This is a genomic window from Bacillus cereus group sp. N11, assembly GCF_016483605.1.
In the GTDB taxonomy this organism is placed as follows: Bacteria; Bacillota; Bacilli; order Bacillales; family Bacillaceae_G; genus Bacillus_A; species Bacillus_A toyonensis.
Genome location: NZ_JAEHBN010000009.1, coordinates 58,689 through 81,788 on the forward strand (window position 1 = coordinate 58,689; position 23,100 = coordinate 81,788).

Sequence of the window (23,100 nt, forward strand, 5' to 3'; positions counted from 1 at the left end):
CTTTTTCGTTATAAAACTTTCATATTTAACTCTTCCACACTTGTAACTCGCCATGTTTCCTTATCTTTTTTCATGATGATTCGTAACACATTGTTTACTTTTTCTTCTCGGTTTTGCGTTGAATCTGTCGTGACATTTATAAATTCAGCTAACACATTTACCTCCTCTTTATCGGGTTCATTTTCTTGTAAATAAAACTTCATTTCTATTGGTTTCGTTTTATACGTATCTCCTAATTCGTATTTATCAGTTGGATAAAATTGTTGTAAAAGTTCTTCGCTCATAATGGATTTTGCCTTTTCTTTTCGCTCGCTGTACCCTTCTTTTTCTCTGTGAAATGATAATTGTATAAATGTTTCGGCTGTCGATAAGTATGCTCTTCTCTGTTGTTCCTGTGCGGAAGGAAGCACCTTATCTAGTCGTTTTTTTAAGTCTTCATTTTGTTTTGTTAGTAATTCATTTGAAAGTTTTAACTGTTTTTCTTTGCCATCACTCATTGACTTTTTGCTCAAATAGATATTAAAAGCTGTCACACCTACAACTAAAATGACAAACACAATAAACAAAAATTTTCGTTTATCTTTCATTCTTTCAGTCTCCCATTCCTTCGGTTTTTAGAACCTTCTTACATGACCAGAAAAGACTTTTTTCCAATACGGATTATTTAAATCTTCTATAGAAACACCTTTATTCGTTTGGCATCCTATGAACGTATTCTTATCAATTACAATTCCAACGTGTCCGTCATGTTTGTAGGTATCAAAGAAAATAACATCACCCGGTTTCATATCATTTGCTGATACTTTTGTACCGATTTTATTTAATGTTTCCGTACTTACAGCTCCTATCGGACTGGTGTACATCCCTACTTGTTCGAATGCCCAACGTACAAAACTACTACAATCAAAAATCCCTCTTGCAATGTCATTTGTGTTACGTCCTCCACCAAATACATAGGTAGAACGACCTATCCATTGGCGACCTACATCAGCAACTTTTGAACCGCTACTTCCACCACTTCCTGGATTTCCTCCTCCACCAGAAACGATAGAACCCGGCTGATAATACTTTAAAACAGCATCGACATAAAGCGCGTCGCCGTAGCACGCAGAGTAGGGTATCATCTCTGGCCTTACACAACGATACATACCCGTATGTTTCACTTTTTGATATTGTTGTTGTGAAAATTTGATTGCTAGTTCTTTGGTATATTTACCACCATTTGCACCAATAAAATCGAAAAATCCTGTCCCGAAGTTGTAAGCTTGAAGGGCTGTTTTGATATGGTCCATGTCTCCTGGACTCGTTACTCCGGCTCTTTCTATCGCATGTTTAAACTCCTGTACACCAGCCCAAATACTGTAATCTGGATCTGTAATACAGTTTGGTGATTTACAATATTTCGTATTAAATGCGCCTTCGGAACTCTGCATCGGATCACTACCACGTCCTCCACTCTCTTGCATCATTTGAGCAAGCATTAAAGCGACAAACGGTTCCACGCCAAACTCTTTTGCATACTTCCGAATTGTTGGTTCCCATTTCAAAACATCAGGCGAAACATTCATAACTTGCCCTTCACCTGTATACGTAATATCGCCTGCGTCTGTTCCACTTTCTCCACCCATTGCCGCAATAAAAATACTCATAACTCCAAGTAAAAGAAAAGAAAAAAGACCCATCACAAGTAACGCTAAAGTGATGAGCCATTTTTTTGGTATAACCTTCAAAACTAGATGCATGGTATTACGCACCTCCCCCGAATAACATCAATTCTTCGTCTGTTACTTCTACATGGAAGTGAATGTTTTTTACAGCCCCAATACTTAAAATGACATCCCCTGTTGGTAAATGTGGAATCGCTGCAATTTCACTTTCACTTAACTGTCCTGCAAATACTTTTCGTAACATATCTAAACTGTTATTATCTTGCTGCATAATAAATTTGTACTGTGTAAGTTCAAATAACTTTTTAATTTCATCAATCATTTCTTGTGAAGATCCTTCCGGTACAAAATCCCGAATCGTGTGGCTTGCATATAAAAGCCCTGCAAAATATTTTCGATCTTCTCGGCTAAATTTCGTTAAAAATTGTAGCGCATGAGCGCTTTCTTTTTTCGTGTTAATTATATGATGCGCCTCGTCAATAATAATGAAATAACGAATTACATCTTCAAAAGCAAGTTGTTGTTTCGTATATGCCTCTAATTGTGGCGCACCATTGGATATCATTTCATCCCATATTAAATTAAAAACATTAAAAATTTGCGCTTGGAATACTTCCGGTTTAAAATTTGAAATGTTTCGTAAGGAAAACGATACAACTTGTTCTTTCTTGAAATCTTCAATTGTAGAAGGCCCATCAAATAATTGTGCATATGCTTCTACTAAATTCGTAAGATTTAATTCAATTAATTCTAAACGATGAATTCTACTGTCTCCTAAATTATCATGATGTTTTTTAGCTTTTACATCTTGATATAATTCTTTGCGAACAAACATTAAAAAGTCAGAGAAAATAGGATATTCTTTTGGTTTTCTTGTTGTAATTTCATTTTTCGCTCCTTTTTCATCATTCCATAATCCCATACGAATATATAATTTACGAAGCAAATTTTCATATTCTTTAATTTCATCATCTTTTGCTTCTGGCGCAATGAATCGATAAAAAATTGTAAGTTTAGATAAATGCTGAGTGAAACTAACTTCCTCAAGTTCTGCTGTCTTATATACTTGAAGTGGGTTAATTTGACCTTGTGAACCATCTAATGCAATTGTTTTCCCGTTCAGATCACGTACTGTTTCCTCAAATTCACCTACAATATCAAAAATACGAATAAAATGACCTTTACTTGCATAGTCTACTGATTTCTTTTTTAGTAATGTTGATTTTCCAGCACCAGGCTTTCCAATCATTACACCGTTATAAAACTTTCTTTGTTCGTCTTTATGAAAAATATCAAAAATAACATTTCCTTTTGTTTTCGTTGTTCCATAATACGTACCGTATGGATCGTGCAAATAAGAATAATGAAACGGACACCCGCCAGCCAAACTGACTGCCGGAATTTCTTTCCCTTTTCTTCGGTTCACATAATTTTTTTGTGTATCAAAGCTTGTTACGAGTGCATCCCACTCATACTCTTGTTCATTTAAAAAAACAGCTCCACGAAAGTTATAAGACTCTAATGTTTCCATGATTTCTTTTACTTGTTTTTCTAACTCATCTAACGTTCTAGCGGAAACATAGATACGGATATGAATACGTTTCATGACCTCACCTTGTTTCAAATCCGTATAGAGAGCTTCCAACTCTAAAAATTCATTTTTCGCATCAATCCGATCTATATTATCCTTTGCTGTATCATGCCGAACGCTTTGTTCACTCATGGATTTATTAATCGATTCAACGACTTCTTTTCGGTCATCACTCATGACATCTAATGTCGTAATCACATTGGGCATATTCATAATTTGCTCTAACCAAAAATCATTTACCTCTGTTGGAAAGTCAAAAACATGAATACAAGTAGCAAATCCATCACCTGTTTGCACATAGCTTTCTTTAAAGCTGATTCCCCCTTGTGGCTGAACTCTAGCCACTAAATAAGGGTTGTAACCTTTCTTCTTTTTTAGTTCTTCTTGTTTTTCCTTTTTGGATTTTTTACTTTTGAACGCAAACATCTTGTTTCCCCCTTACTACCATATATTTTTCGTTCCCAATTTTGCATTTTGATTAAACAATTTAAACATAAGCTCTAACTTTTTCTCTTCATCTACATCTAATAGTTCGGTTGAGCGTTTAATATACCGCTTTGCTGCATCCACACGTTCTTTTACGATTAATTCCGTTTCTCCGTAAATAAATAAGAAGGCTTCCCGATTTGTTCTGCCCCATTCTAAAAACTGCAGTTCTTTTAACTTTTGATTTAAAATTCGTTCATACAAAGGACTGGTACATTCTTTAATTTTCTTCTCTATATAACGTTGTTGTTCAGTTGTTTGACATGGAAAGTTTAAAAAAACGAGTTTAATGGACTGTTTGTAGGCTTGATAAAAATAAGCATGTGAGAAAATAACAAATGCTTGTTCGTCGCTATTTTTAGAGAACATATCGTCACCTTCCACTTGAAGGATTTCTAAAAACTCCTCATTTTTCAGTTCAAATATGCCATCCTCTGTCATGTCTACAATTTGCATAATTTCCGCAATACTTTTCTTTACCTTTGGTGGTGCTTCTTTCTTTTTTCTAGATAAAAAACCTAACAGTTTTGGATTTTTCTTTTTCGAAACGTCTTTCTTTGGCTTTTCTTTCTTCTGTTTTTTTTCTTTTGGTTCTACCTTTGTTTTTTCTTCTTTCTTTTTGTCGGGTACCACCTTCACAATTTCTTTTGGTTCATAAATTGATTCTTTTACATTTTTTTCGTTAAATCGAAATGTATTTTTCTTTGGTCTTTCTAGTTGTTTTAGCTCTTCTTTCTCTACATCTTTTTCGCTGAATAACGCCATATGTGATCCCTCCCTTATTGATCGTTATCAATGGCGCAATATGCACCTTTTCTTCTTAGCAATGTAATAATCAACACTTCATACATTCGTTTTTGAGGATTCGTACTTGGTCTCCAAATCATGATAATTGCAATAACTGCCATGAAAATAACAAATGGTAATTGAAAGGAATCATGTACAAAATTCCTAAGAATCATCGTTACAACTAATAAGCCAATTAATAAAAAGAAATCTATTAAATAAAGCACTTTATTAATCCGTAATTCTGTACTGATTTCTTTCGGAATCCGATAGCTTCTCATCGGGATTCCCTCCTTTTCGACAATAAAAAATAAGCGTAATCGTACGCTTATTTTTTATCTGTATTATTTTTATTTTTGTTTACAATATCTCTCCAACTTTTACCCGTGTTTTGCCCCATCTGATAAAAACGCTTTGTATTCTGTACCGTTTCAGAATTATGAATGCGTTCTTGTACTCCTCTTACCTTTTGTTTCACGGATGATGTTGTATTTTTAACTTTATCAGTTGTATATTGTCCTAATGTCCGTGTTTCCTGACTTCTACTTGCTGCCACTTCCTTATTACTTTCATAAGGAATTATTGGGCTACTATGTGTCACCGTTACATTGTCGGCTGATACCGGGCTTCCTCCACTTGGTACTGATCTTGGTGTTTCCATTGGTGCCGGGCTTCCCCCTCTTGGCACTGATCTTGGTGTTTCTATTGATGCCGGGCTTCCCCCACTTGGTACTGGTCTTGATGCTTCTACTGGTGCCGGGCTTCCTCCACTTGGTACTGATCTTGGTGTTTCTACTGGTGCCGGACTTCCTCCACTTGGTACTGGTCTTGGTGTTTCTACTGGTGCCGGACTTCCTCCACTTGGTACTGATCTTGGTGTTTCTACTGATGCCGGACTTCCTCCACTTGGCACTGGTCTTGATGCTTCTACTGGTGCCGGGTTACTTCCGCTTGGTACTGGTCTTGATGCTTCTACTGGTGCCGGGCTTGATGTTTGACCTCCTTCATTTGCTCCTTGTCTTACTGTTCCTGCTGTTGGATTTCCTTCACTTGCTCCTTGTCTTACTGTTCCTGCTGTTGGATTTCCTTCACTTGCTCCTTGTCTTACTGTTCCTGCTGTTTGTCTTCCTTCACTTGCTCCTTGTCTTACGCCTCCTGGTGTTTGACCTCCTTCACTTACTCCTTGTCTTACCGTTCCTGTTGTTTGACTTCCTTCACTTGCTCCTTGTCTTACGCCTCCTGGTGTTTGACCTCCTTCACTTACTCCTTGTCTTACGCCTCCTGATGTTTGACTTCCTTCGCTTGCTCCATTTGATTTTCCAGCTTCTTTCATTTCATCTTGAAGAGTTGTTGTTCCCGATTCTTGCCCACTCGCTACCCCTGGGTTTTCGTTCCCTCCTTTTTTCATGTCTTCTTGAATAGATGACATACCACCATTCTTTTTATCTTTTTCCTTATTTAAGTTACCTTTTTCTTTTTCCTTATTTGCTACATCATTTCCATTTGCTTTCTTCTCACCAGCTTTTTTCATTTGATCTTGTAATGAATCTTTATTTTCAGATTCATTTCCATTTTTCAAGCCGCTTATGAGACCAGCCATTCCACCTGTTGCCATCGCTGCCGCACTTGCGGTTTTAGCCGCTGCAACACCAGTTCCTTGGGCTGCACCTTTCGCTCCTTTTCCAATCATATTTCCGAGACCCTTCATTGGTTTTGAACTTGCAAGACCAGCGATTCCTTTACCAAGTGCGTAACCACCTACTAACATGCCCCAACTACTCTTTAAACCAATATCTATTCCAAATAGTCTTTCTACGACTGCCGGGCCATCTAGAACTGCCATACTAAATGCGGCTAATGCAATCAGATACGGTACACCATTTAATTTGTCATGGAGAAACGCTGTTCCCATTATATATAGCTTCAAAGATAGGAATATCATAATCGTTGCTATAAATATATTAAGGATATTAGATAATACAGCTTTTAACTTTTGACCATTCGCAACATCCGCTGGTGCTAATATGTTGGCTAACAAATAGTTAAATGCTAATTCATAACATAATCTAGCTAATTTAATACTTACCAATAACAACGTTAATCCTGTTATCAGTAAAGTAAAGAATATATTCCAGAAATTCCAATGCCAGCGATAATACTTTTCTGGGAAGAAATCAAACCATCCATCTTTTAATTCTGCTAAAGATGCGACTCCCATCCCATCCATTACCCTTTTATTTTTGAGGATATCTTGCCCACCTTCAGATAACTCCTTATCCTTTGCAAACTCAAAATCCGAATCAATTTTTTCTGTAATATCTATCTGTCTAATGTTTTTTTCTGGAATATGATTTTTCGGATTCATGCCCTCTTTCTTTTTCCATCCATTTTGATCTATCACTGCAATATCCGTTATGTTCTTCTTAATAATTTCATCACTTAAGGAACCCTTTTGTTCTGATTTTACAACCGCTATGGCGTCATCGGTGAACTTATCAACCTTTGTCATACCAGTACTTAATAAACAAAGTACACTCAGTGTTACAAAAATATTGATGATAATTTGAGAACGGTTCATTTGTTTGTTCATAATGAACATGTAGCCAATATATAAAAATGATATGGCTAGCAAAACGACAAACAATGGATATAACATATCAACAAAATTTTGTATTTCTGGTGAATTAAAGAATCCTTTAATCCCCAGTATGGCATCTGTCACACCTTCTAAAGCATCTACAACTAAAGATAATCCTACAATTAGAAACCATCCTAGCCAACGCAATACATAGTTCACGATGTCTCCTACTTGAAGATAATCCGAGAACGTTTCTAAGACCTTTAAAATCTCTTCATCTTTCACTATTTATCCTCCCCTCATGCTTATTACTGTCCTAATACTTCTTTTGCTGTCCATTTCACTCTTTCATTCAGTCTGTCAATACGAATAATCAATTTCCCTTTTTGTTCCCGATCTACTGAAAGGAAAAGAACCGCATCTTCCAGACCAAGAATGACCTCATTTTCTTCTGTTACAAATGACGAGTAACTATCTAAAATCAATTGCATTTTATCCGTTATTGTCGGTACACCCATTACCTATTCCCCCTTTATATTTGGATTCAAAAAAGCACTCAATCATTTGAGTGCTTTCTAACTTGGTACTTGTTCTTTTTCTTCTAAATCACGCAAGGTTCGATTAATCTTGTTTTCGACTGCTTGATAAACACTTTTGTCGATGTGGTCATTGTGAGCTAACATCTGAAATTCACTGTAAAACTCGCCCATTTCTTGATTTTCCACTTCATCTATTGATTTGCCTAACTGTGCTAAAAAGAACTTATCAACCAGTTTCAAAAACGCTAAATCAGATTCGAAAAATTCGTTAACCGTTTTTCCTTTCCAATTTTCAATGGAGAGGGAATCAAACGGGCTATCTTCCTGTTGAAACGCCTCTTCCGGAATTTCTTCATCAATTCCCATCATTGTTGGCTCTTCTACTGGCTGCGGTGTCTCTACTGGTGGCAAATCTGCCTGCGCTGGCTCTGATGGTTCTTTCTGAATTTGTTCTTCCTTTCTTTCTCCTAGAAAATCTACAATAAGTTTTTTCGGTTCTACATCATCATGTAAGGAGTGGATATCTATATCTAAAATAGATTTATCTGTATCGAACTCTTTCCCTAAGTACTCCCATCTATACTTCAAAGCTGTTTCTCCTGTATTATAAATTGGACGTGGTCTGATACGCTTTCTATTATTATCTTGACGTTTTATGACACGAATAACGGCACTTTCTCCTTCTTTAAAATTCATCAGTTCATTTGATGTTAACAGTGGACGTTGATCTAGACCTTCCGTTTTATTTTTATCAGTAGAAAGACCTTTTCCACTTCGGGAAGGTAGATTAATCGTCTGATTCCCTAGTTTTTTTGAAACCTTTTCGGCGGTTTCTTGATCGTTAGTTAGAATATAAATTGTATTCCCACAGTTTCCATCAATTGTATCTGCATCCTCACCATACTTATTTTTCAATTGTGCATATGCCTGGATCACAAGGTTAAAGCGAACATTTCTACCGAGACAAACTGTAATAATATTCGCCATTCCTTCTATACTCGGCATATTTCCATACTCGTCGAGGCAAAAAACTACCTCACGGTGACATTTCCCTCCACGAGCGAGGGATGCACCTTTAGCCAATATAAAATAAAGCTGCCTTACAAAAATAGAAGCAATCACATGATTCGAAGAATCAAAGTCTGGTGTAATCATAAAAATAGCCACTGGTTTATCGAAATAATTCACTTTTGTTATTTCCATACCTTCATTTTCTTCTACTACTTTAAATTCTGTATGACCCGTTTTTTCATCTATTTTTGTAATAGAAATAGATGTTTTCGTTTTAGGCTCTTCCTTTTCATTACATTGAATGATATCTCCAACTTGTATTACTTGTTTAAAGTCTAATGCAAAACGTCCTGTAATATCTGCCTTAATAGATTCCTTTGAACCATCTGGAAATACAATTTCTACTCGTTTTCTCGGTGTTACTTTTCCTTTTATCGTTTTTCCAAAACCGACACGTTTTAAATCTACACTATTTTTCGCTGTCATTTTAGCGATTTCATCAAATGTAAAAATAGAAAGTCCATTCATTGTTTGGGTGAAAATTCCGCCTCGTGTTGTTCCTTTTGAGAAGTTTGAGGTTGCATATTGCATTTTCGCAACGCTATCCGCTGGTAAGCCTTCAAAGTATAAATCTAATGCATTTTGTGGATCAGCTTCCGGATCTATGATTACCTCTTTTGAACCAAGTTCCGATAACATATTTGCAACTGCATACATTGTGATTTTTTCTTCTGTACCTTCCGCAATACATTTATCTGTAACTGCTAATATCATGGCGTTGCACAAGCTCATAGCACACTGTTGCCAAAAAGGATCTTTTACAGTTGGGTTGTAATACAAAGTGTGTGAGAGTGTTTTACATAATGCCTGGGCCGTTGAATAGTCTCCATCTTTATAGGCATCTTTGACAAGCTGCAACAAGTTGTAGCTCATAGAATCAAGTGGGTTTAATAAATTCAAAACTTCAATGTGATATCTCCGTTTTTCCAACGTTTCTTTGGAAGCACTAAAAATTTCACCTTTTGGATCATTAATTATTAATGAAGGCTTATGTTCCGCTCTAGAATAGACATCAATTGTAGGAAATACAAAGGTTTCCCCTTTACCAGAGCGTGTTGTACCAATAATTAAGTTGTTTACCGGGCTATCATCAATGAATACTTTATCTCCTAGTCGGGAGATAACAACACCACCGCCACCTTTAAATGATTCCTCTCGATCTGGTACAGCTCGATATTGCTTTTTCAACTCATCAACTGTTGTAAAACGACTAGATCCTTTCTGATGATTATTTAAGTTTTTAAAGGAAGATTTCAATTTGTACACTGTTCTCGCTATAGTTCCAATCACTACAAGGAAAACAAGCAAGTAGTAAACTGGATGTTCTGCAATTGGCATCTGAAAAAGAAATCCTACCTCCATATGAAATGGTTTAGGATGTAATAAATCACTAAATGTTGTTTCTATCAGCTCTAAAGATAAGTTGAGTAAAAAATTAGCGATCAAAAACATTCCAACAAACAAAAAAGCACTCAATGGAATGAGTACTTCTTTTTCAGCTAATTTATATTTGATTGATATCTTTTCACTATACATATCAAAGCATCACCTCTTTTCAATCTAGCCACACGTATTACTTTTTCAAGCCAAATCCCGAATCATAATTATATTTTTCATACTCTGTTATCTTATCGAAATCATTCGTTACATCTAAAGATATAATATATCCAAATTTCTTAGTAATTTGGGCATCTGAAGGCATTTGTTGAAAACTAGCTATTACTTTTATATCGGAATCCTTCATTTGTTGAAGAAAGTATATAAAATTTTCCTGACATAAATAATTGGTTTCATCTACAATTACATATTCAAATTGTTTAGCTACATTTATCACATCATCTGTAATTTTAAAATCTCTATATTCTTCATTTGATTCACAATCTAAATATTGTAAAGTTACATGCCCTTCTGTTTGCTTCTCTAATTCTTCGTATTCCTTAAATGGATCTAACACTAATACTTTTGATAAACTTAAAGCCATTTTCTTCAATTCCCTCGTTTTCCCTGTTCCCACTCGACCTACCACCATTAAACTTTTATCTAGACTTGAAATTTGTACTAAATTTGCACTATTAACAAACATCTATATGACCCCTCTCAAATTAAAAAGGTACTCTTTTTTTGAGTACCTTTTTGAAAATATCAGTTGATTTTTTTCTTTATTTACTCGCTACCATCTTTTCATTTTGTTTCAGAACTGGCTTTTCTGGATTTGTTGGTTTTTCCGGTTCTGTGGGCTTTTCTGGATTTGTTGGTTTTTCCGGTTCTGTTGGTTTCTCCGGTTCTGTTGGCTTCTCTGGGTTTGTTGGTTTTTCCGGTTCTGTTGGTTTCTCTGGATCTGTTGGTTTCTCTGGATCTGTTGGCTTCTCTGGATCTGTTGGTTTCTCCGGATCTGTTGGCTTCTCTGGATCTGTTGGTTTCTCTGGATCTGTTGGTTTCTCTGGATCTGTTGGTTTCTCTGGATCTGTTGGTTTTTCTGGATCTGTTGGTTTCTATGGATCTGTTGGTTTCTCTGGTTCTGTTGGTTTAGCTGGATCTGTTGGTTTTTCCGGTTCTGTCGGTTTCTCTGGATTTGTTGGTTTTTCTGTCCCTGTATTTTCCGTATTACCATTCTCACCTTCCGTTATAATTGGTGGGGTTGCAATTGCATCTGGTTTCTTCTCTGGTGGAAGAATATCTCCTATACTCGCTACTGAAGAATCAATATTATTATCGCCGAATGCAAAATGATCTCCATTCACGGTGACTTGTGGCTTATTATCGGTAATAGCTGCAATCACATTATCTTTTGTTGTATCTTGAAGTGTTTTATCTGTTTTTTCTTTATCAAAGAGTGCTAGAACACGAGAAGTGGTTTCATCCCCATTTTGAAGATTACTTACAATAGATTTTTCTTTAAAATTAATTTTTGATTTATCCAGCTCTTCGAGTACATAAGCAACTTCATTATCCTTACTTTGAATTGCATTCTCTGTAATTGCTTCAAAATCATGTTTGTTCAGATCTTCTTTCTTTTCATCCAGCTTATTCTTATCTACCTTTTTTGTAATAGCTGTTTTACTTTTTGATGATTCCTTACTTCCAAACCAACTGCACCCTGTTGTACTCAATATCAACGAACCACCAAGAAAAACAATTCCCATTTTTTTGTACAGATTCTCATAATTTAAAGGCATGTTATTCTTTCCCCCTTAGATGTTCTGTATATCTTTATCAATTTTTTCAATCTTAGCTTTCTTTTCTTCTTCACTTATCGTAGATTGTTGAATATCCCGTTTCTCTAATTCTTTGACCTCTTTCATTACGTTTTTATTTCCTTGCGTTTTGGCAAAAGAATAACAATCTTCATATTTTTTTAGATTTACAAAAGCTTCAACAATGAGTTTTTCACGTCTACCGTCCATATTGACTTTCCCTTTAAGCTTAATTACCTCCTCATATTTCTTATTAAGTGCTGCTTTTTCAAAGTCGATTACATCATTTTTGACATCAATTTCATTGATTTTATTCATGTTGTCTATCCCAATAAAATAAGCAACCACACTTTCTGCAAATTTCGGCTCATATTGTAATGCCTTATTTGCTTTTCCATTTAATAAATAAGTAAATAGAACTGCCTTCTGACTATCTTTATCTAATTCTGTGTAATTGACCTTATCGAAGTATTTAACGGCTTCCCCATACTGTTGAATGGCTGCCTGTTGTAATCCTTTTACTACATATTGTTCAGAGCCAGCATTTGCACTCGAAACTGGCTCTGAAGAGAATAACTTAAAGGCAAATATGGCACCAGCCCCAATTAACACCATACTTACTATGACACTCGCAATAATCTTGAATCCTTTTCTATTTTCCCTTCCAGGCTTTATTTGTGTTTTTACTTCATCCGATGGACTATAAGAGGGTTCTTCCTTCCTTTCTGGTGATTCTTCTCGATATTCATATTCTTCATGAAAAGGAGAATCATTGATTTCTCTTTCTAATGTTTCTAACAGCTCCTTCTTTTGTTCCTCTTGTTCTGGATCTAATTGCATCACATTCATTTTTTTAGAAATGTGATCAAAAATGTGATCTGCATATCTCGAACCAAGTGATAACGTACCGTTATAAATTTCATTGGAATGACCATCTAACAAATCGAAATCAATATGTTCTTGCCGCCCTGCCTCTCTATAAACTCGTTCTAATCGCTTCGTTAAGATATAAGCTTCATGAAACGAATATTGCTTACCCGACTCAATTTCTGTTCCATTGCTACTCTTAAAAATGACAAACATGGCTTCTCCTTTCTTCCTCAAATTCTATGAAACACCACAAATAACAACATAGTTATAAATGATACTTGCCACCAATACAAAAAAAACAAATTTTATATAAACAGGGTTAAATCGAACGATATTAATCTTGTTACTAATTAACATCAAACAAATAATTATTCCAATAATGATGCTTAAAAACAGGAAAAACTGAAAATTATCATTTTGTATCTTACTTTGCATATCTAATACATGTTGAATATCAATATCCGTATTCACTCTCATACTCCTTTTCTTATAAAATTCAAATTCTAATAAAAAAAGGCAACAAAAAAAGCCATACCCTTTGCATAGCCTCCTCATTGCCTTATTTATATTTTTTCACTATTTCATCCAGAAAAACGGGAGTAAGATTTGACCAAATTTAATATTACTCGTTACACTCTCTGATAAGTACATGCATCCCATTACGATAACGAGTCCGGCTGCCCCACCAATAAACCACCAAACACATTTATGTCTTCCTCGTTCACCACCCCAAATTAAAAGATAAGCGCCCCAACAAAATACAATCGCCGTACTAACCTGTGCTCCTCTTTGCATCCATGTAATAAATGAAACTCCTGTATTAACTAGGCCATCCATCGCATCACCTAACACTAACATTTGAGATAATGTTTCCAACATTGACATATACATTCACTCCCTTTTTATTTTTAGATGCTTATACGTTACTAAGCTGACTTGACTCATTCGCCTTGCTGTCTTCCTTTACTTCTGTTGATGTTGCTTTATAAGCTTGTAAAGCTTTCATTACTAAATCTTGATTTTCTTCAATGTATTTCTGATGATGTAAATGAAGCCAATGGTTATAATCCTGACCATTGGCTCTTAATAGGTTTGCTACCATATCTTTTTCTTTTTTTAATTCTCTCTGTGTAATCGCCACTATATCACCACCTTTCAATGATTATGTGATTACTTCTGATATTGTTCTTTGCAATTTTGAATAAAGAACCCCACTTCTTTTTCAAATTCAGATGGTTTAATTTTTTCAAACTTAATCGCTTTCTTCAACTCTCCTTTTTCATAGTAGGCAAGGGTATCACGTTTTTGTGACAAACCAAAGTCGTGCTGATTACTTGTTCTTGGTACATCTTCTCTACCTCCAAATAATTCTTTCACCTGGACGTTGTTTTGTTTTGCTAATTTTCCAACATTAAAGAGTATATCTTCTCTTGTTTTTTTATCATTATTCAACATAACAAAACCTGTGCCATCCTCACTCATGAACTTCTTCATTTCTAACGGACTAAGTTCCATTACTTCCCCTTTTCCCGAGCTAAAGACAAATGTTGAACCAATACCAATTGCAATTAACAGTCCAACAACAGCGGAAATGATCCACCCTTTACGACTCATGCATGTTCCTCCCTATGTCATATTTTAATAAGCGATTTTGAAGTGTGATGAGACACATTTAAACTTCAACATCTGTCTTTATTTTATAACATTTAAAGGAAAGTGGGATAAAAAATGGAAATATCATTTATGGCTGGAATGACGAACCCTGTATTGGCATGCGTATAGAAACTAACCCCGACCTAGCTTCTATAGGCCCAATACCGCACTACGTATTTTGGCATGAACGTAGAACCTTATGTATCTACTGTTTGTATGGTTCATCGCTTCTTCAGAATGTCAAAATGGGATATTCCTCACGATCACTAGCGCAAACAGATTTTTGATACAATGCATTTCCCAGTGGTCACAGATGAGTTTTACGTTCTTACTCACCTAACGATAATCGTATACCTAACCCCTCTAGTGACCTTTTGAGGGGAGGCACGCATATATATTGTATATTTCACCTTTCTACATCATTACTGAAAGGAAGAGATACACAATATATATCTAAATTGTCAAGGAACAACTTACTTTGTGCTATGTTCTCAGCACACTTCAAAATCGCTTTTTTTATTTACACTTTTGTTTGACAGCTACTAATTCCGCATGTTTATTTTTTCGTTTAGCAATTAAGTTTTGATGTTCATCTCTAACCGAGCGCACTTGATAATAAATTTGAGCCACTTTTTCAATGCTTCCTGTGCTATTTTCAATTGCGATAGTGCCTTTCAGTTCGTATGTTTTTCCATCAAAAGTTTTAACACTATGAGCTTGTGATGCCGCAATATCATAAAATGTGAGTCTTTTTTCTTTTCCCATATGAACGCCTCCTATTTTTGATAGAGAAGGGAGAAAAGCGCTTCTCCCTCGTCTAGTTTTCTAGCCATCTAGATAGGATGAAATAGTGAACGAGTGCTTTAGATCATGCTAAGATTGTTGTGTTATACGAGGTTATGATGCGTTGCGCTGCTTCTTTTCCGTATATGTGTTGTAATGCGGATTGAGATTCAACTACGATTGAATGCTGAATGTGGTATGTTGCGCTTTCTTTTAAAAACTGCTCCATATGAGGGATTGGGTACAAATCATATTGATGAAATACCAGGTGAATCGGTCTTATATTCTTGCATTCTGTTAGATATTGAAGAAAATTTGATAATGCTTCCCCTCTCTCTTGATACGTACTCGTTTCCGTTTCTACACTGATGTACACAACGGATTTTTGTTTTAGATCCATTTGTAGTGTTTCATAACCAGTTAGTAAATCATGTTTGATGATTTGATATCCTTGTTTTCGTTTTTCTTGATGAGTATCTTCATAAAAGTTGCCTTTCGGATCAAAAATGAAAATAAAATCATCTGTTGTTTCTTTCACACCTTCTATGACTGATTTATACGCCCCAAAACGAGCTTTTATCACGCCTGCGACCTTTTCCCTTTCATTCAGCTCTTTCAACACTCTAATCAACTTTGTATACTTCTTAGCTACACCTAACATACGTTGCACTCCTTCCTATTTCATTTTCCACTAATAACTAGTACCGAAACCAAAGATACTCTCTCTGTTTCTCTAATTTTTCATATTGTTCTTGCTGCTCATCTAAAATTCGTAAAATTGTACTGATTGTGCCTTGCCTTGTTTCTTTTGCTGATAAGGCTAATACGCTAAACATTTGATAGGCCGGATGATCTTTCTTCAATAACTCACTTAACTCCAAAAGATAGGGATTTTTTTCTTTTGCTTGTTGTACAAATTCCCTAACCTTTTCTAAATCTAAATAATAGAAATCTCCATGTCGTTGATTTAAGTACAAAATAATTCCTGCTAGTAAGTTCGTAGCGGATTCTATCCAGAAATCATACCGTTCTTTCAGCTTGATTACAGTTTGAGCGATTGAAATACCTTGTATAAGTTCTTTAGAAAGCCAAGCATTCTTGCACCGCATCACGGCTTCCCCAAGTTTCCCTAAATTTTTTATTTTACCGACGTAGATTTCTGACATCTCATATCATCTCTCTCTCGGTTTCTTATATCTTGCTCTCTATCCAAAAAATAACTGTCCAAATGGGAATGACAAGTAAACATGCATTCCGACATCCAATAACGAGGCCTAACGGATTTTCAGCTACATCACTAAAATGAGGTTCATATTCTTTTATATCACGATTGAGCCTTCATACAGATTCTTACTGCAAATACGGCTCCAATTAAGCCAAGTACAACACATGCAAGACTGATCCATCTTATGTAAGGATTTTCGGCTTTTCCGCCTGTTGTTAGAAGATAAATTTCAATTTTCTTTGGTGTTTGTTGTGGTTGCTTCATGTGTGGAGTAAAGGGTTGTTCGGTTACTTTTGGTTGTGGTATTCCTAGTTTTTGTGGTTAAAATTTGACCAGCTTCTTTAATTTCACAAGAATGGGTTTCTGCTAAATTAATATTCATCTAATACGATTTTTTACATGTACGTTGAAATACTATAAATCAGAAATTTCAGATTTAAAAACTTAAAAAATAACAATAAAATTGTACCTTTTCTACAAGGTTCATTTACAATATAACTGTATAAGTATTTTTGGGGAAAATAGTTTATTTCAACTTTGCCCGAAAGTAAGTTGCAAAAAAAAGTTTCTCAATTGGTTCTTCAAAAAAATCCGCAATACTTTTTGCTCTGCTAAAAATCAAACCTTTTCTGCCTGATTCTACATCGTATAAAGTGCTTGCAGGAATTTTTGAACCTTTTGAAACTTCTATAATTGTATAACCCTTTGACTCACGAATTTCTCTTAGAACTGTCAAATATCTCACCACCTTATTTATAGTTTATTCGTCTTTAAGCCTAAAGTCAACACTTAAAGTTCATATTTTAAACACTTAAAGTGTAAAACTGATATTTTTTAAAACCTACTTGCTTAAAATTGGAGTGATAAATCATATGAAGATTGAAGAGAACGTATTAGGAAAAAATATAAAAAAATTAAGAGCTTTAAAAGGAGTAGCTCGAAAAGAAATGGCCAATGACCTTAAAACTACTTATAGAACTGTTTCTAGTTGGGAGACCGGAGAAAAAAAACCACGCCTAAACAAATTAGAAGAAATCGCAAATTATTTTGACGTAAATACAGCTTCTTTATTAAAAAGTGAAATTCCTGATAAGGAATTATTAAATACTATAAAGGGTGAAGATCCCGTTGAACGTCTAGCACGACTACTCTATGAAAAATACATGAGCGTTCCAGATGAACATAAACCTAGAATTGAGGAAGAGTTACTAAAATATGCAAACAAATTAACAATGCAAATTAATAAGGAGGAATAAGAAAGTCCCTATGATCGAGACCCTCTTATTTCTCTTTACAGCTATATTCTGAACATAATTCAATAAGCTCACTAAAAGTTTGTAAATCCATCTCTTTTATAATTTCTGTAAGCTGATCTATACTTAATTTCATTTCTATCCCTCCATTTATAAATTGTGAATCTACACACATACATTTCGTAGTTTCTTATTTAGAAAGTTATAAAACGTTTTATAAACGCACAAAAGACATCGTTTAAACGATGTCTTTTTTAATAAAGGGGGGTTAGAATTAGCCTCCACCACCAGGATCGACCATTCTATACATTATGGGATTTTCCACTGTAACTTTAGGTTCCAAATTAAATACATAGGATTCAAATAACCCCGGAGAGCCTCCACCAGGATCGACCTTCATATAAGAAACAGATTGATTATCACTATTTTTATATTTAGAATAGTGTTGATATGATAGAATTTTACCTAATAATGCATTTACTAATGTTATCAAAAACAAGGTAATTATTATCAATCTAAATAGTTTCTTCACTCTATTCTCTCCTTTCTGCAAAAACTACATTATTTTTTCTATATTTTTATCATATATTCCTTCTGCAAACTTCACGTACAAAAAGTCATTATTTGACTTAAACATATTAATGGATTTTTTTACTAATTCTAAATTATCCTTAGCCATCCCCATATAGCACGTCTGCATTGGTGATAAATACCCTTTATTCTTTTCAATTCTCTCTAATATTTTAATAGCTTCATCTTTCTTCCCTTTTTTAATTAAAAAAAGTGCATACTCAGCTGGATGAAGTTTATTAAATTCTATTTTATCTATATCTTTCCACCAAACAATTCTTATAAAATTAATATCATTCAAGGCTATTCTAAATTTTAAACTTTCTTTCGCTCTACTCAATATACTTGTAGCTTCTAAAAAGAAATTTAAAGACTTATTATAATTAGTAAACATGCAATTTTCTCCGCATCTTATATTCAAGAATGCTTCCATAACCGGAAAGAATTTTAAATCTTTATAAGTTCTTAGATATGTATTGTTTTCTTTAAATTCTTTACACATATCTCTTCTTAAAAGCGTATAACTCCATAGTTCTGTTACCCAAAAATAATATAAATTCTTTAAGTAATTATTAGTCACTAATTCAATATTACGTTCAATCCTAACTTTATATCCCTCCATCAATCCGAAATCACCCAAATCACATAAAATCAGCATACTAAGAATGTCACAATAGATTTCTACATCATAATTACTTTTATTAGATATCATTCTAGCTTTCTCAATGTCTAAATATATGCTTTTAATATCCTCACCATCTAAACGAGCAATATATAAACTAAAAATTTTTGCCAATCGCTTCATTTCTATATCTTCACTTTTCTTACACAGTTGATAAATAGATTTCATTAATTTTAAATAATCATTTAAATGTGCAATTGCAAATGCAAGCTTCACATTTATATTCATTCTATCCCTTAATGTATTTAAGTAGTTAATAATCATTTGTTCTTGCTTATCTTTATCGTTTTCAAAAACAACATATACAAGCTTTGAAAAAGTGTATACTGATAATGCATTATTCTTGTTAAGGTAATTTGAAATAGTTGATTTCGAAACACCAACTTCTTTTGCAAGGTTTGTGTATGTTATATTTTTAAAGGCTAAGTAATTATCAATTTCTTTATTTATATTTTCCATGTATATTCACCTCTTTTTCAGAAGTATGCGGCTGAATTCAAGGAATATTCAGAAACCTACATATTTATAGTGATTATACCATAGCTAAATACTTTCAATTTTTCTCATATAAACACTGAATATTCAGTTAATTACAGGCGTAAAAATATTAATTCCATCTATATTTTTCTCTTTTGTCTTAAATATGAACTTAGAGTGTTGATATTCTTTAAACGGAATTGTAAAATATAAATAACTTATCAAAGTATTATATTTTTTATAACAAAAAATAAAACCCCACCGCCAGTTTTTAATTGGTTTCTAGTTTGGCGACCGGATCCAATTAAAAACTCCAAAGATAGGGTTTTAATTCACACTACAAGTGTATGTGTATTTCTTTAGTATCATACTTGATATTAAAATTATACCATAAGGTGCATATAATGTGAATATAAAACCCTTGTTTTCCAGTTTATTTGTGGTGGGAAAATTAGGAGGTTTTTTCTGTGTTGTTGCACAATTTTTTGCTCAGTCGAGCAAAAGCTGAATTAAGTCCCCGTATCAAACACTTATCAAAGACTTCTGGAGCTATAAATCAAGCAATAAAGAAAATTACTACTTATATTGATACTATTGTCCTAGAATATGAGGGTGTTACCACTAAAGATTATCTTACCAAAAGAAAATATGAAGCCTTAGAGACTGTTTTATCTTATTTAGTACAAGAAGGCTATAGTCAAGTTAGGCAAGAACACATCAGCAAAAAATCAGGCATTTCAAAACCAGTCATTAACTACGTGTTAACATGGCTGCAAGATCTGGGCGTATGCCAACAAATTAAAGTGCGAAGACATGGTAAAATCGCCCCTTCGATTTACATATTAACCATACATAACAACTATTTAAAAATCATTGAATATTTTAAGATGAAATGGGCTTTGGCAATTGATGTGTGCTCTACTTTCACTAATTTTCTAAGTAAAAAACATTTCAAGAAAAATTTTGTAGCCAATCCTGAAAATCTAAAGAATGATATACAAGTCTCGTCTAATTCTTTAGATGTTTTCGACATAAATAAACAAGAAAAATTAGATAAGGCTTGTGAATTAAAAGAAAAGCATAACAGATTACAAGATTTAGGCGACTATCTAAGTGAGGATCAGAGAAAAGCTTATTACTACATATTAAGCCAAGAACTAAATCATCTTAGTGAAAAGGACGCATACACAATTGCTTTAAGGATGCCACATTATATTGACCGCTATGCTAGATGGGATTTTGAAGAATGTGTGCAATGGTTCCAATACAATGAAGCTCAAAATAGCAATCCTGCACATTTTATAAAAATGTTTGTGCAAAAATCTAAACAAAACTGGGAACGAAGAAATCAAAACGCATTAGAAAAGAAATCACTGCATGGTTTAATTAAAAAAAGAAAATTTGTTTTCTATAATTTTTTAGAAGAGAGTAATTAAATTTTAAAAAATCATACTAGTATGTAGCCTTGCTTAAAAAAATCAACCATAGCAAGGCTATTTGTCATATCCTCTTATAAACGGTCATAAACTTGCTATTTTTCGACACAAGAAACTTCAAAATAAAAATCATCATATAGGATTTTCTTATGAAGTTTCAGGCAATCTACGTATACAGTTAACCATAATATATTTATAGTTAGCTCTTCTTTAACCATCAAATTAAACTTGAAATTTACTAAGAAAAAAAGCTGAATAGCTTGCTAGAGTAAGTTTAAAAGCATCATTATTTATTCTAATGTTTTTATTGATTTTACTTTTTAAAACAAGATTTATTTAATATAGCATTCTGGAATTCTTTCTCTTTTGTCTAATTTTAGGGAATCCGATTCAACTTGCAAAATATATAAATGATTATGTAGATGCCTGTAATCAGCTTCCCTAAAATCTGATAAAATTCTATTCATTTCAAATGGAATCTATATGTCTCCCCCTTCCTCCCCCACTTCTAAAGAATATCACTAGCTATTGAATGCACTTTAAAAAGATCGACCATACTAAAAAACGTAAACTATTAAATATAACCTAGTAGCATTATTTTTGTTTAAGATTAAATACCTCTAATACTTTGTAGATTATGTAAAAATTTAAAACACCTTATAAGCCATTTTGAGGAACAAAAATTTCATTAGAAGTATCTCTATTTCACATTGAGTATTATTATTTACTAGTAAAACGCTATTTAAACGCATAGCGTTCAATACATCCCTATTAATTTTTATATATTTTGAATTAAAAGAATGTTAACTAGATACTAATTCTATTAATGAAAACTTTGATTCTTGCACATATATCTAGTAAAATTCTTATATTGGAAACAAACTTTTAATAATAAAATTTCAAGTAATTCTTTAGTTATTGTATTGTCTACTAAATATCTTTTTACTTCTAAAGGTGAACGTTATCAAAACGGATAACCTTTAGAATTTAATTAACAATAATACTAGATACAAAGACTAATCTAGCACACAAGTAGCTACACTGAAAACATTTTAAAGGTAGTAAAGCTTCTTACCGAGTGACCCAATAAAGATTTTTATTATTAGAGGAATGATCCTTCTAATAAAGAAAGAATATCTAACACACAAATAATGGAGGTGTGAAGTTTGGAATATGGATATTTTGCACAAGAAGTAGCAAAGCAACTGGATATAAACACTAATACACTTCGTAGATGGTCAATTGAACTAGAAAAAATGGAGTACATATTTGAAAGAAATGAACGTAACCAACGAATTTATTATGAAAATGATATAGATATTTTAAAACAAATGAAGGAATACCTAAATCAAAACTGGAAATTAGAAGAGGCCGCTACACGAAGCATGGAGACAATCGAAGAAAACGCCCCAAAAACGGATGGTGATCAGGAAGAAAATGAAACTGAAGTAACACTTCAGAAACGTTCACAAACAGATATTTCAATAATTCAAGATAAGTTTTCCTATATGTTTAACCAGCAAGAAAAAATTGTACAACAAAACCAAGATATTATTAATTTATTATTACAAGAACGCTCAGAAAAGGAAGAAAAAGATTTACAAATCCAGTTACTACAGGAAAAACTGGATAAAGCCATTCAATTGTTAAATGAAGATCGCCAAGAACAACAAGATAACAGTAAACAAACGTTCATTCAACGTTTGTTCAATCGAAAATAATTGGGCGATTTTCTTTTAAACACATTTCCCAAATAAAAAAAAGCGGTAATTACCGCTTTTTTTTATTTTTCAAATCACCTTCACAATGCTAAATATACATCATTAAAAAGAATTCCTCTTATGTCTGTCTTTAATACTTATTTAACTTCAAAAGTAAAACGTATATTTACTAATATACATCTAACTAATACTCATTAAAAGTTCATATACTTTTTTACTAAAGTTCATACATATCCCCTAAGTATAATAAAGAGAAAATCACTTAATTTCAATTATAATATTGTTACTTGAAAAAGCCAAAAAACCCTGTCTTTTTCTCAACCTTTTCTTAATTACTTTTCTTAATTCAAACATATCAAAGTCATCTTAATCCTTTTAATATCAAGGGATTAACGCACCATAAACGCCTAGCGTTCACGATAAATTTTAATTTTTATATACTTCAATTCTATATAGTTATTCCTCAACTCAAATTTAAATTTAATTTTGTATAAAATTTAGAGTATTACTTTCAATTT

Annotated in this window: 25 protein-coding genes and 1 pseudogene; 4 read left to right on the top strand and 22 right to left on the bottom strand. The window is 33.6% G+C overall.

Annotation, left to right across the window (positions count from 1 at the left end; translation table 11 throughout):
- Positions 1-8: 8 nt before the first annotated feature.
- The 9 genes from JDS98_RS16300 to JDS98_RS16340 are packed head-to-tail and all read right to left on the bottom strand — an operon-like array spanning position 9 to position 10,801.
- Positions 9-587 carry a hypothetical protein gene (locus JDS98_RS16300; RefSeq protein ID WP_000653474.1) on the bottom strand — a complete coding sequence of 193 codons (579 nt, stop codon included), beginning with the start codon at positions 585-587 and terminating at the stop codon, positions 9-11.
- Positions 588-614: 27 nt separating this feature from the next.
- The gene (locus JDS98_RS16305) at positions 615-1,742 is read right to left on the bottom strand and encodes a bifunctional lytic transglycosylase/C40 family peptidase (protein ID WP_199634065.1); all 1,128 of its coding nucleotides are present in this window, start codon (positions 1,740-1,742) and stop codon (positions 615-617) included.
- A 4-nt stretch (positions 1,743-1,746) separates the two neighbouring features.
- Positions 1,747-3,684 carry a VirB4 family type IV secretion system protein gene (locus JDS98_RS16310; RefSeq protein WP_000457228.1) on the bottom strand — a complete coding sequence of 646 codons (1,938 nt, stop codon included), beginning with the start codon at positions 3,682-3,684 and terminating at the stop codon, positions 1,747-1,749.
- 15 nt (positions 3,685-3,699) lie between these two features.
- The gene (locus JDS98_RS16315) at positions 3,700-4,509 is read right to left on the bottom strand and encodes a hypothetical protein (protein WP_199634066.1); all 810 of its coding nucleotides are present in this window, start codon (positions 4,507-4,509) and stop codon (positions 3,700-3,702) included.
- A gap of 14 nt (positions 4,510-4,523) precedes the next feature.
- Positions 4,524-4,811 carry a DUF5592 family protein gene (locus JDS98_RS16320; protein WP_001258275.1) on the bottom strand — a complete coding sequence of 96 codons (288 nt, stop codon included), beginning with the start codon at positions 4,809-4,811 and terminating at the stop codon, positions 4,524-4,526.
- A 47-nt stretch (positions 4,812-4,858) separates the two neighbouring features.
- Positions 4,859-7,393, bottom strand: coding sequence for a pLS20_p028 family conjugation system transmembrane protein (locus JDS98_RS16325; protein ID WP_199634067.1), 2,535 nt, complete (start codon positions 7,391-7,393; stop codon positions 4,859-4,861).
- A 23-nt stretch (positions 7,394-7,416) separates the two neighbouring features.
- Entirely contained in the window at positions 7,417-7,626 is a 210-nt protein-coding gene (locus JDS98_RS16330; protein WP_000538818.1) for a hypothetical protein, read from the bottom strand.
- A gap of 57 nt (positions 7,627-7,683) precedes the next feature.
- Positions 7,684-10,254: a VirD4-like conjugal transfer protein, CD1115 family gene (locus JDS98_RS16335; protein ID WP_199634068.1), complete on the bottom strand. Its 2,571-nt coding sequence runs from the start codon at positions 10,252-10,254 to the stop codon at positions 7,684-7,686.
- 37 nt (positions 10,255-10,291) lie between these two features.
- Entirely contained in the window at positions 10,292-10,801 is a 510-nt protein-coding gene (locus JDS98_RS16340; protein ID WP_098126973.1) for a hypothetical protein, read from the bottom strand.
- Positions 10,802-10,864: 63 nt separating this feature from the next.
- On the opposite strand from JDS98_RS16340, the gene JDS98_RS30280 reads away from it, so the two are divergent.
- A complete protein-coding gene (locus JDS98_RS30280) occupies positions 10,865-11,248 on the top strand; it encodes a hypothetical protein (RefSeq protein ID WP_242480977.1) in 384 nt (127 codons plus the stop codon).
- On the opposite strand, the gene JDS98_RS30285 is transcribed toward JDS98_RS30280, so the two are convergent.
- From JDS98_RS30285 to JDS98_RS16390, 11 genes and pseudogenes are all read right to left on the bottom strand, one after another.
- Entirely contained in the window at positions 11,211-11,894 is a 684-nt protein-coding gene (locus JDS98_RS30285) for a hemagglutinin (RefSeq protein WP_242480978.1), read from the bottom strand. The genes JDS98_RS30280 and JDS98_RS30285 overlap by 38 nt on opposite strands.
- Positions 11,895-11,909: 15 nt before the next feature.
- Positions 11,910-12,995 carry a hypothetical protein gene (locus tag JDS98_RS16350; protein WP_199634070.1) on the bottom strand — a complete coding sequence of 362 codons (1,086 nt, stop codon included), beginning with the start codon at positions 12,993-12,995 and terminating at the stop codon, positions 11,910-11,912.
- A 24-nt stretch (positions 12,996-13,019) separates the two neighbouring features.
- Positions 13,020-13,253 carry a hypothetical protein gene (locus JDS98_RS16355; protein WP_199634071.1) on the bottom strand — a complete coding sequence of 78 codons (234 nt, stop codon included), beginning with the start codon at positions 13,251-13,253 and terminating at the stop codon, positions 13,020-13,022.
- Positions 13,254-13,358: 105 nt separating this feature from the next.
- Entirely contained in the window at positions 13,359-13,667 is a 309-nt protein-coding gene (locus JDS98_RS16360) for a hypothetical protein (RefSeq protein WP_199634072.1), read from the bottom strand.
- 31 nt (positions 13,668-13,698) lie between these two features.
- Positions 13,699-13,923: a hypothetical protein gene (locus tag JDS98_RS16365; RefSeq protein ID WP_001018798.1), complete on the bottom strand. Its 225-nt coding sequence runs from the start codon at positions 13,921-13,923 to the stop codon at positions 13,699-13,701.
- Between the two features lie 29 nt (positions 13,924-13,952).
- Positions 13,953-14,396: a hypothetical protein gene (locus tag JDS98_RS16370; RefSeq protein ID WP_000087507.1), complete on the bottom strand. Its 444-nt coding sequence runs from the start codon at positions 14,394-14,396 to the stop codon at positions 13,953-13,955.
- Between the two features lie 555 nt (positions 14,397-14,951).
- Positions 14,952-15,200 (bottom strand): hypothetical protein, encoded by a 249-nt coding sequence (locus JDS98_RS16375; RefSeq protein WP_000514061.1) that lies wholly within the window; start codon positions 15,198-15,200, stop codon positions 14,952-14,954.
- A gap of 103 nt (positions 15,201-15,303) precedes the next feature.
- Complete coding sequence (locus JDS98_RS16380; protein ID WP_085450827.1) at positions 15,304-15,879, bottom strand: TraM recognition domain-containing protein; 576 nt, start codon at positions 15,877-15,879, stop codon at positions 15,304-15,306.
- A gap of 37 nt (positions 15,880-15,916) precedes the next feature.
- Entirely contained in the window at positions 15,917-16,384 is a 468-nt protein-coding gene (locus JDS98_RS16385; protein WP_199634073.1) for a type IV secretory system conjugative DNA transfer family protein, read from the bottom strand.
- A 158-nt stretch (positions 16,385-16,542) separates the two neighbouring features.
- Positions 16,543-16,764, bottom strand: a pseudogene (locus JDS98_RS30290) (SpaA isopeptide-forming pilin-related protein); the annotation flags it as partial.
- Between the two features lie 205 nt (positions 16,765-16,969).
- Entirely contained in the window at positions 16,970-17,179 is a 210-nt protein-coding gene (locus tag JDS98_RS16390; protein ID WP_000217389.1) for a helix-turn-helix domain-containing protein, read from the bottom strand.
- Positions 17,180-17,315: 136 nt separating this feature from the next.
- On the opposite strand from JDS98_RS16390, the gene JDS98_RS16395 reads away from it, so the two are divergent.
- Positions 17,316-17,699 (top strand): helix-turn-helix domain-containing protein, encoded by a 384-nt coding sequence (locus tag JDS98_RS16395; protein WP_000687451.1) that lies wholly within the window; start codon positions 17,316-17,318, stop codon positions 17,697-17,699.
- A 271-nt stretch (positions 17,700-17,970) separates the two neighbouring features.
- Here the strand turns inward: JDS98_RS16395 and JDS98_RS16400 are convergent, their stop codons facing one another.
- Complete coding sequence (locus JDS98_RS16400) at positions 17,971-18,228, bottom strand: hypothetical protein (protein WP_199634074.1); 258 nt, start codon at positions 18,226-18,228, stop codon at positions 17,971-17,973.
- A gap of 24 nt (positions 18,229-18,252) precedes the next feature.
- A complete protein-coding gene (locus JDS98_RS16405) occupies positions 18,253-19,407 on the bottom strand; it encodes an AimR family lysis-lysogeny pheromone receptor (RefSeq protein WP_199634075.1) in 1,155 nt (384 codons plus the stop codon).
- A gap of 485 nt (positions 19,408-19,892) precedes the next feature.
- On the opposite strand from JDS98_RS16405, the gene JDS98_RS16410 reads away from it, so the two are divergent.
- A complete protein-coding gene (locus JDS98_RS16410; RefSeq protein WP_199634076.1) occupies positions 19,893-20,861 on the top strand; it encodes a Replicase RepFR55 in 969 nt (322 codons plus the stop codon).
- Between the two features lie 1,166 nt (positions 20,862-22,027).
- Entirely contained in the window at positions 22,028-22,582 is a 555-nt protein-coding gene (locus JDS98_RS16415) for a MerR family transcriptional regulator (RefSeq protein ID WP_199634077.1), read from the top strand.
- Positions 22,583-23,100 lie beyond the last annotated feature (518 nt).

Excerpts from the sequence above, each read along its gene's own strand:
- JDS98_RS16300 (WP_000653474.1), bottom strand. The coding sequence starts at position 587 with ATGAAAGATAAACGAAAATTTTTGTTTATTGTGTTTGTCATTTTAGTT.
- JDS98_RS16305 (WP_199634065.1), bottom strand. The coding sequence starts at position 1,742 with ATGCATCTAGTTTTGAAGGTTATACCAAAAAAATGGCTCATCACTTTA.
- JDS98_RS16310 (WP_000457228.1), bottom strand. The coding sequence starts at position 3,684 with ATGTTTGCGTTCAAAAGTAAAAAATCCAAAAAGGAAAAACAAGAAGAA.
- JDS98_RS16315 (WP_199634066.1), bottom strand. The coding sequence starts at position 4,509 with ATGGCGTTATTCAGCGAAAAAGATGTAGAGAAAGAAGAGCTAAAACAA.
- JDS98_RS16320 (WP_001258275.1), bottom strand. The coding sequence starts at position 4,811 with ATGAGAAGCTATCGGATTCCGAAAGAAATCAGTACAGAATTACGGATT.
- JDS98_RS16330 (WP_000538818.1), bottom strand. The coding sequence starts at position 7,626 with ATGGGTGTACCGACAATAACGGATAAAATGCAATTGATTTTAGATAGT.
- JDS98_RS16335 (WP_199634068.1), bottom strand. The coding sequence starts at position 10,254 with ATGTATAGTGAAAAGATATCAATCAAATATAAATTAGCTGAAAAAGAA.
- JDS98_RS16340 (WP_098126973.1), bottom strand. The coding sequence starts at position 10,801 with ATGTTTGTTAATAGTGCAAATTTAGTACAAATTTCAAGTCTAGATAAA.
- JDS98_RS30285 (WP_242480978.1), bottom strand. The coding sequence starts at position 11,894 with ATGCCTTTAAATTATGAGAATCTGTACAAAAAAATGGGAATTGTTTTT.
- JDS98_RS16350 (WP_199634070.1), bottom strand. The coding sequence starts at position 12,995 with ATGTTTGTCATTTTTAAGAGTAGCAATGGAACAGAAATTGAGTCGGGT.
- JDS98_RS16360 (WP_199634072.1), bottom strand. The coding sequence starts at position 13,667 with ATGTCAATGTTGGAAACATTATCTCAAATGTTAGTGTTAGGTGATGCG.
- JDS98_RS16370 (WP_000087507.1), bottom strand. The coding sequence starts at position 14,396 with ATGAGTCGTAAAGGGTGGATCATTTCCGCTGTTGTTGGACTGTTAATT.
- JDS98_RS16375 (WP_000514061.1), bottom strand. The coding sequence starts at position 15,200 with ATGGGAAAAGAAAAAAGACTCACATTTTATGATATTGCGGCATCACAA.
- JDS98_RS16380 (WP_085450827.1), bottom strand. The coding sequence starts at position 15,879 with ATGTTAGGTGTAGCTAAGAAGTATACAAAGTTGATTAGAGTGTTGAAA.
- JDS98_RS16385 (WP_199634073.1), bottom strand. The coding sequence starts at position 16,384 with ATGTCAGAAATCTACGTCGGTAAAATAAAAAATTTAGGGAAACTTGGG.
- JDS98_RS16395 (WP_000687451.1), top strand. The coding sequence starts at position 17,316 with ATGAAGATTGAAGAGAACGTATTAGGAAAAAATATAAAAAAATTAAGA.
- JDS98_RS16405 (WP_199634075.1), bottom strand. The coding sequence starts at position 19,407 with ATGGAAAATATAAATAAAGAAATTGATAATTACTTAGCCTTTAAAAAT.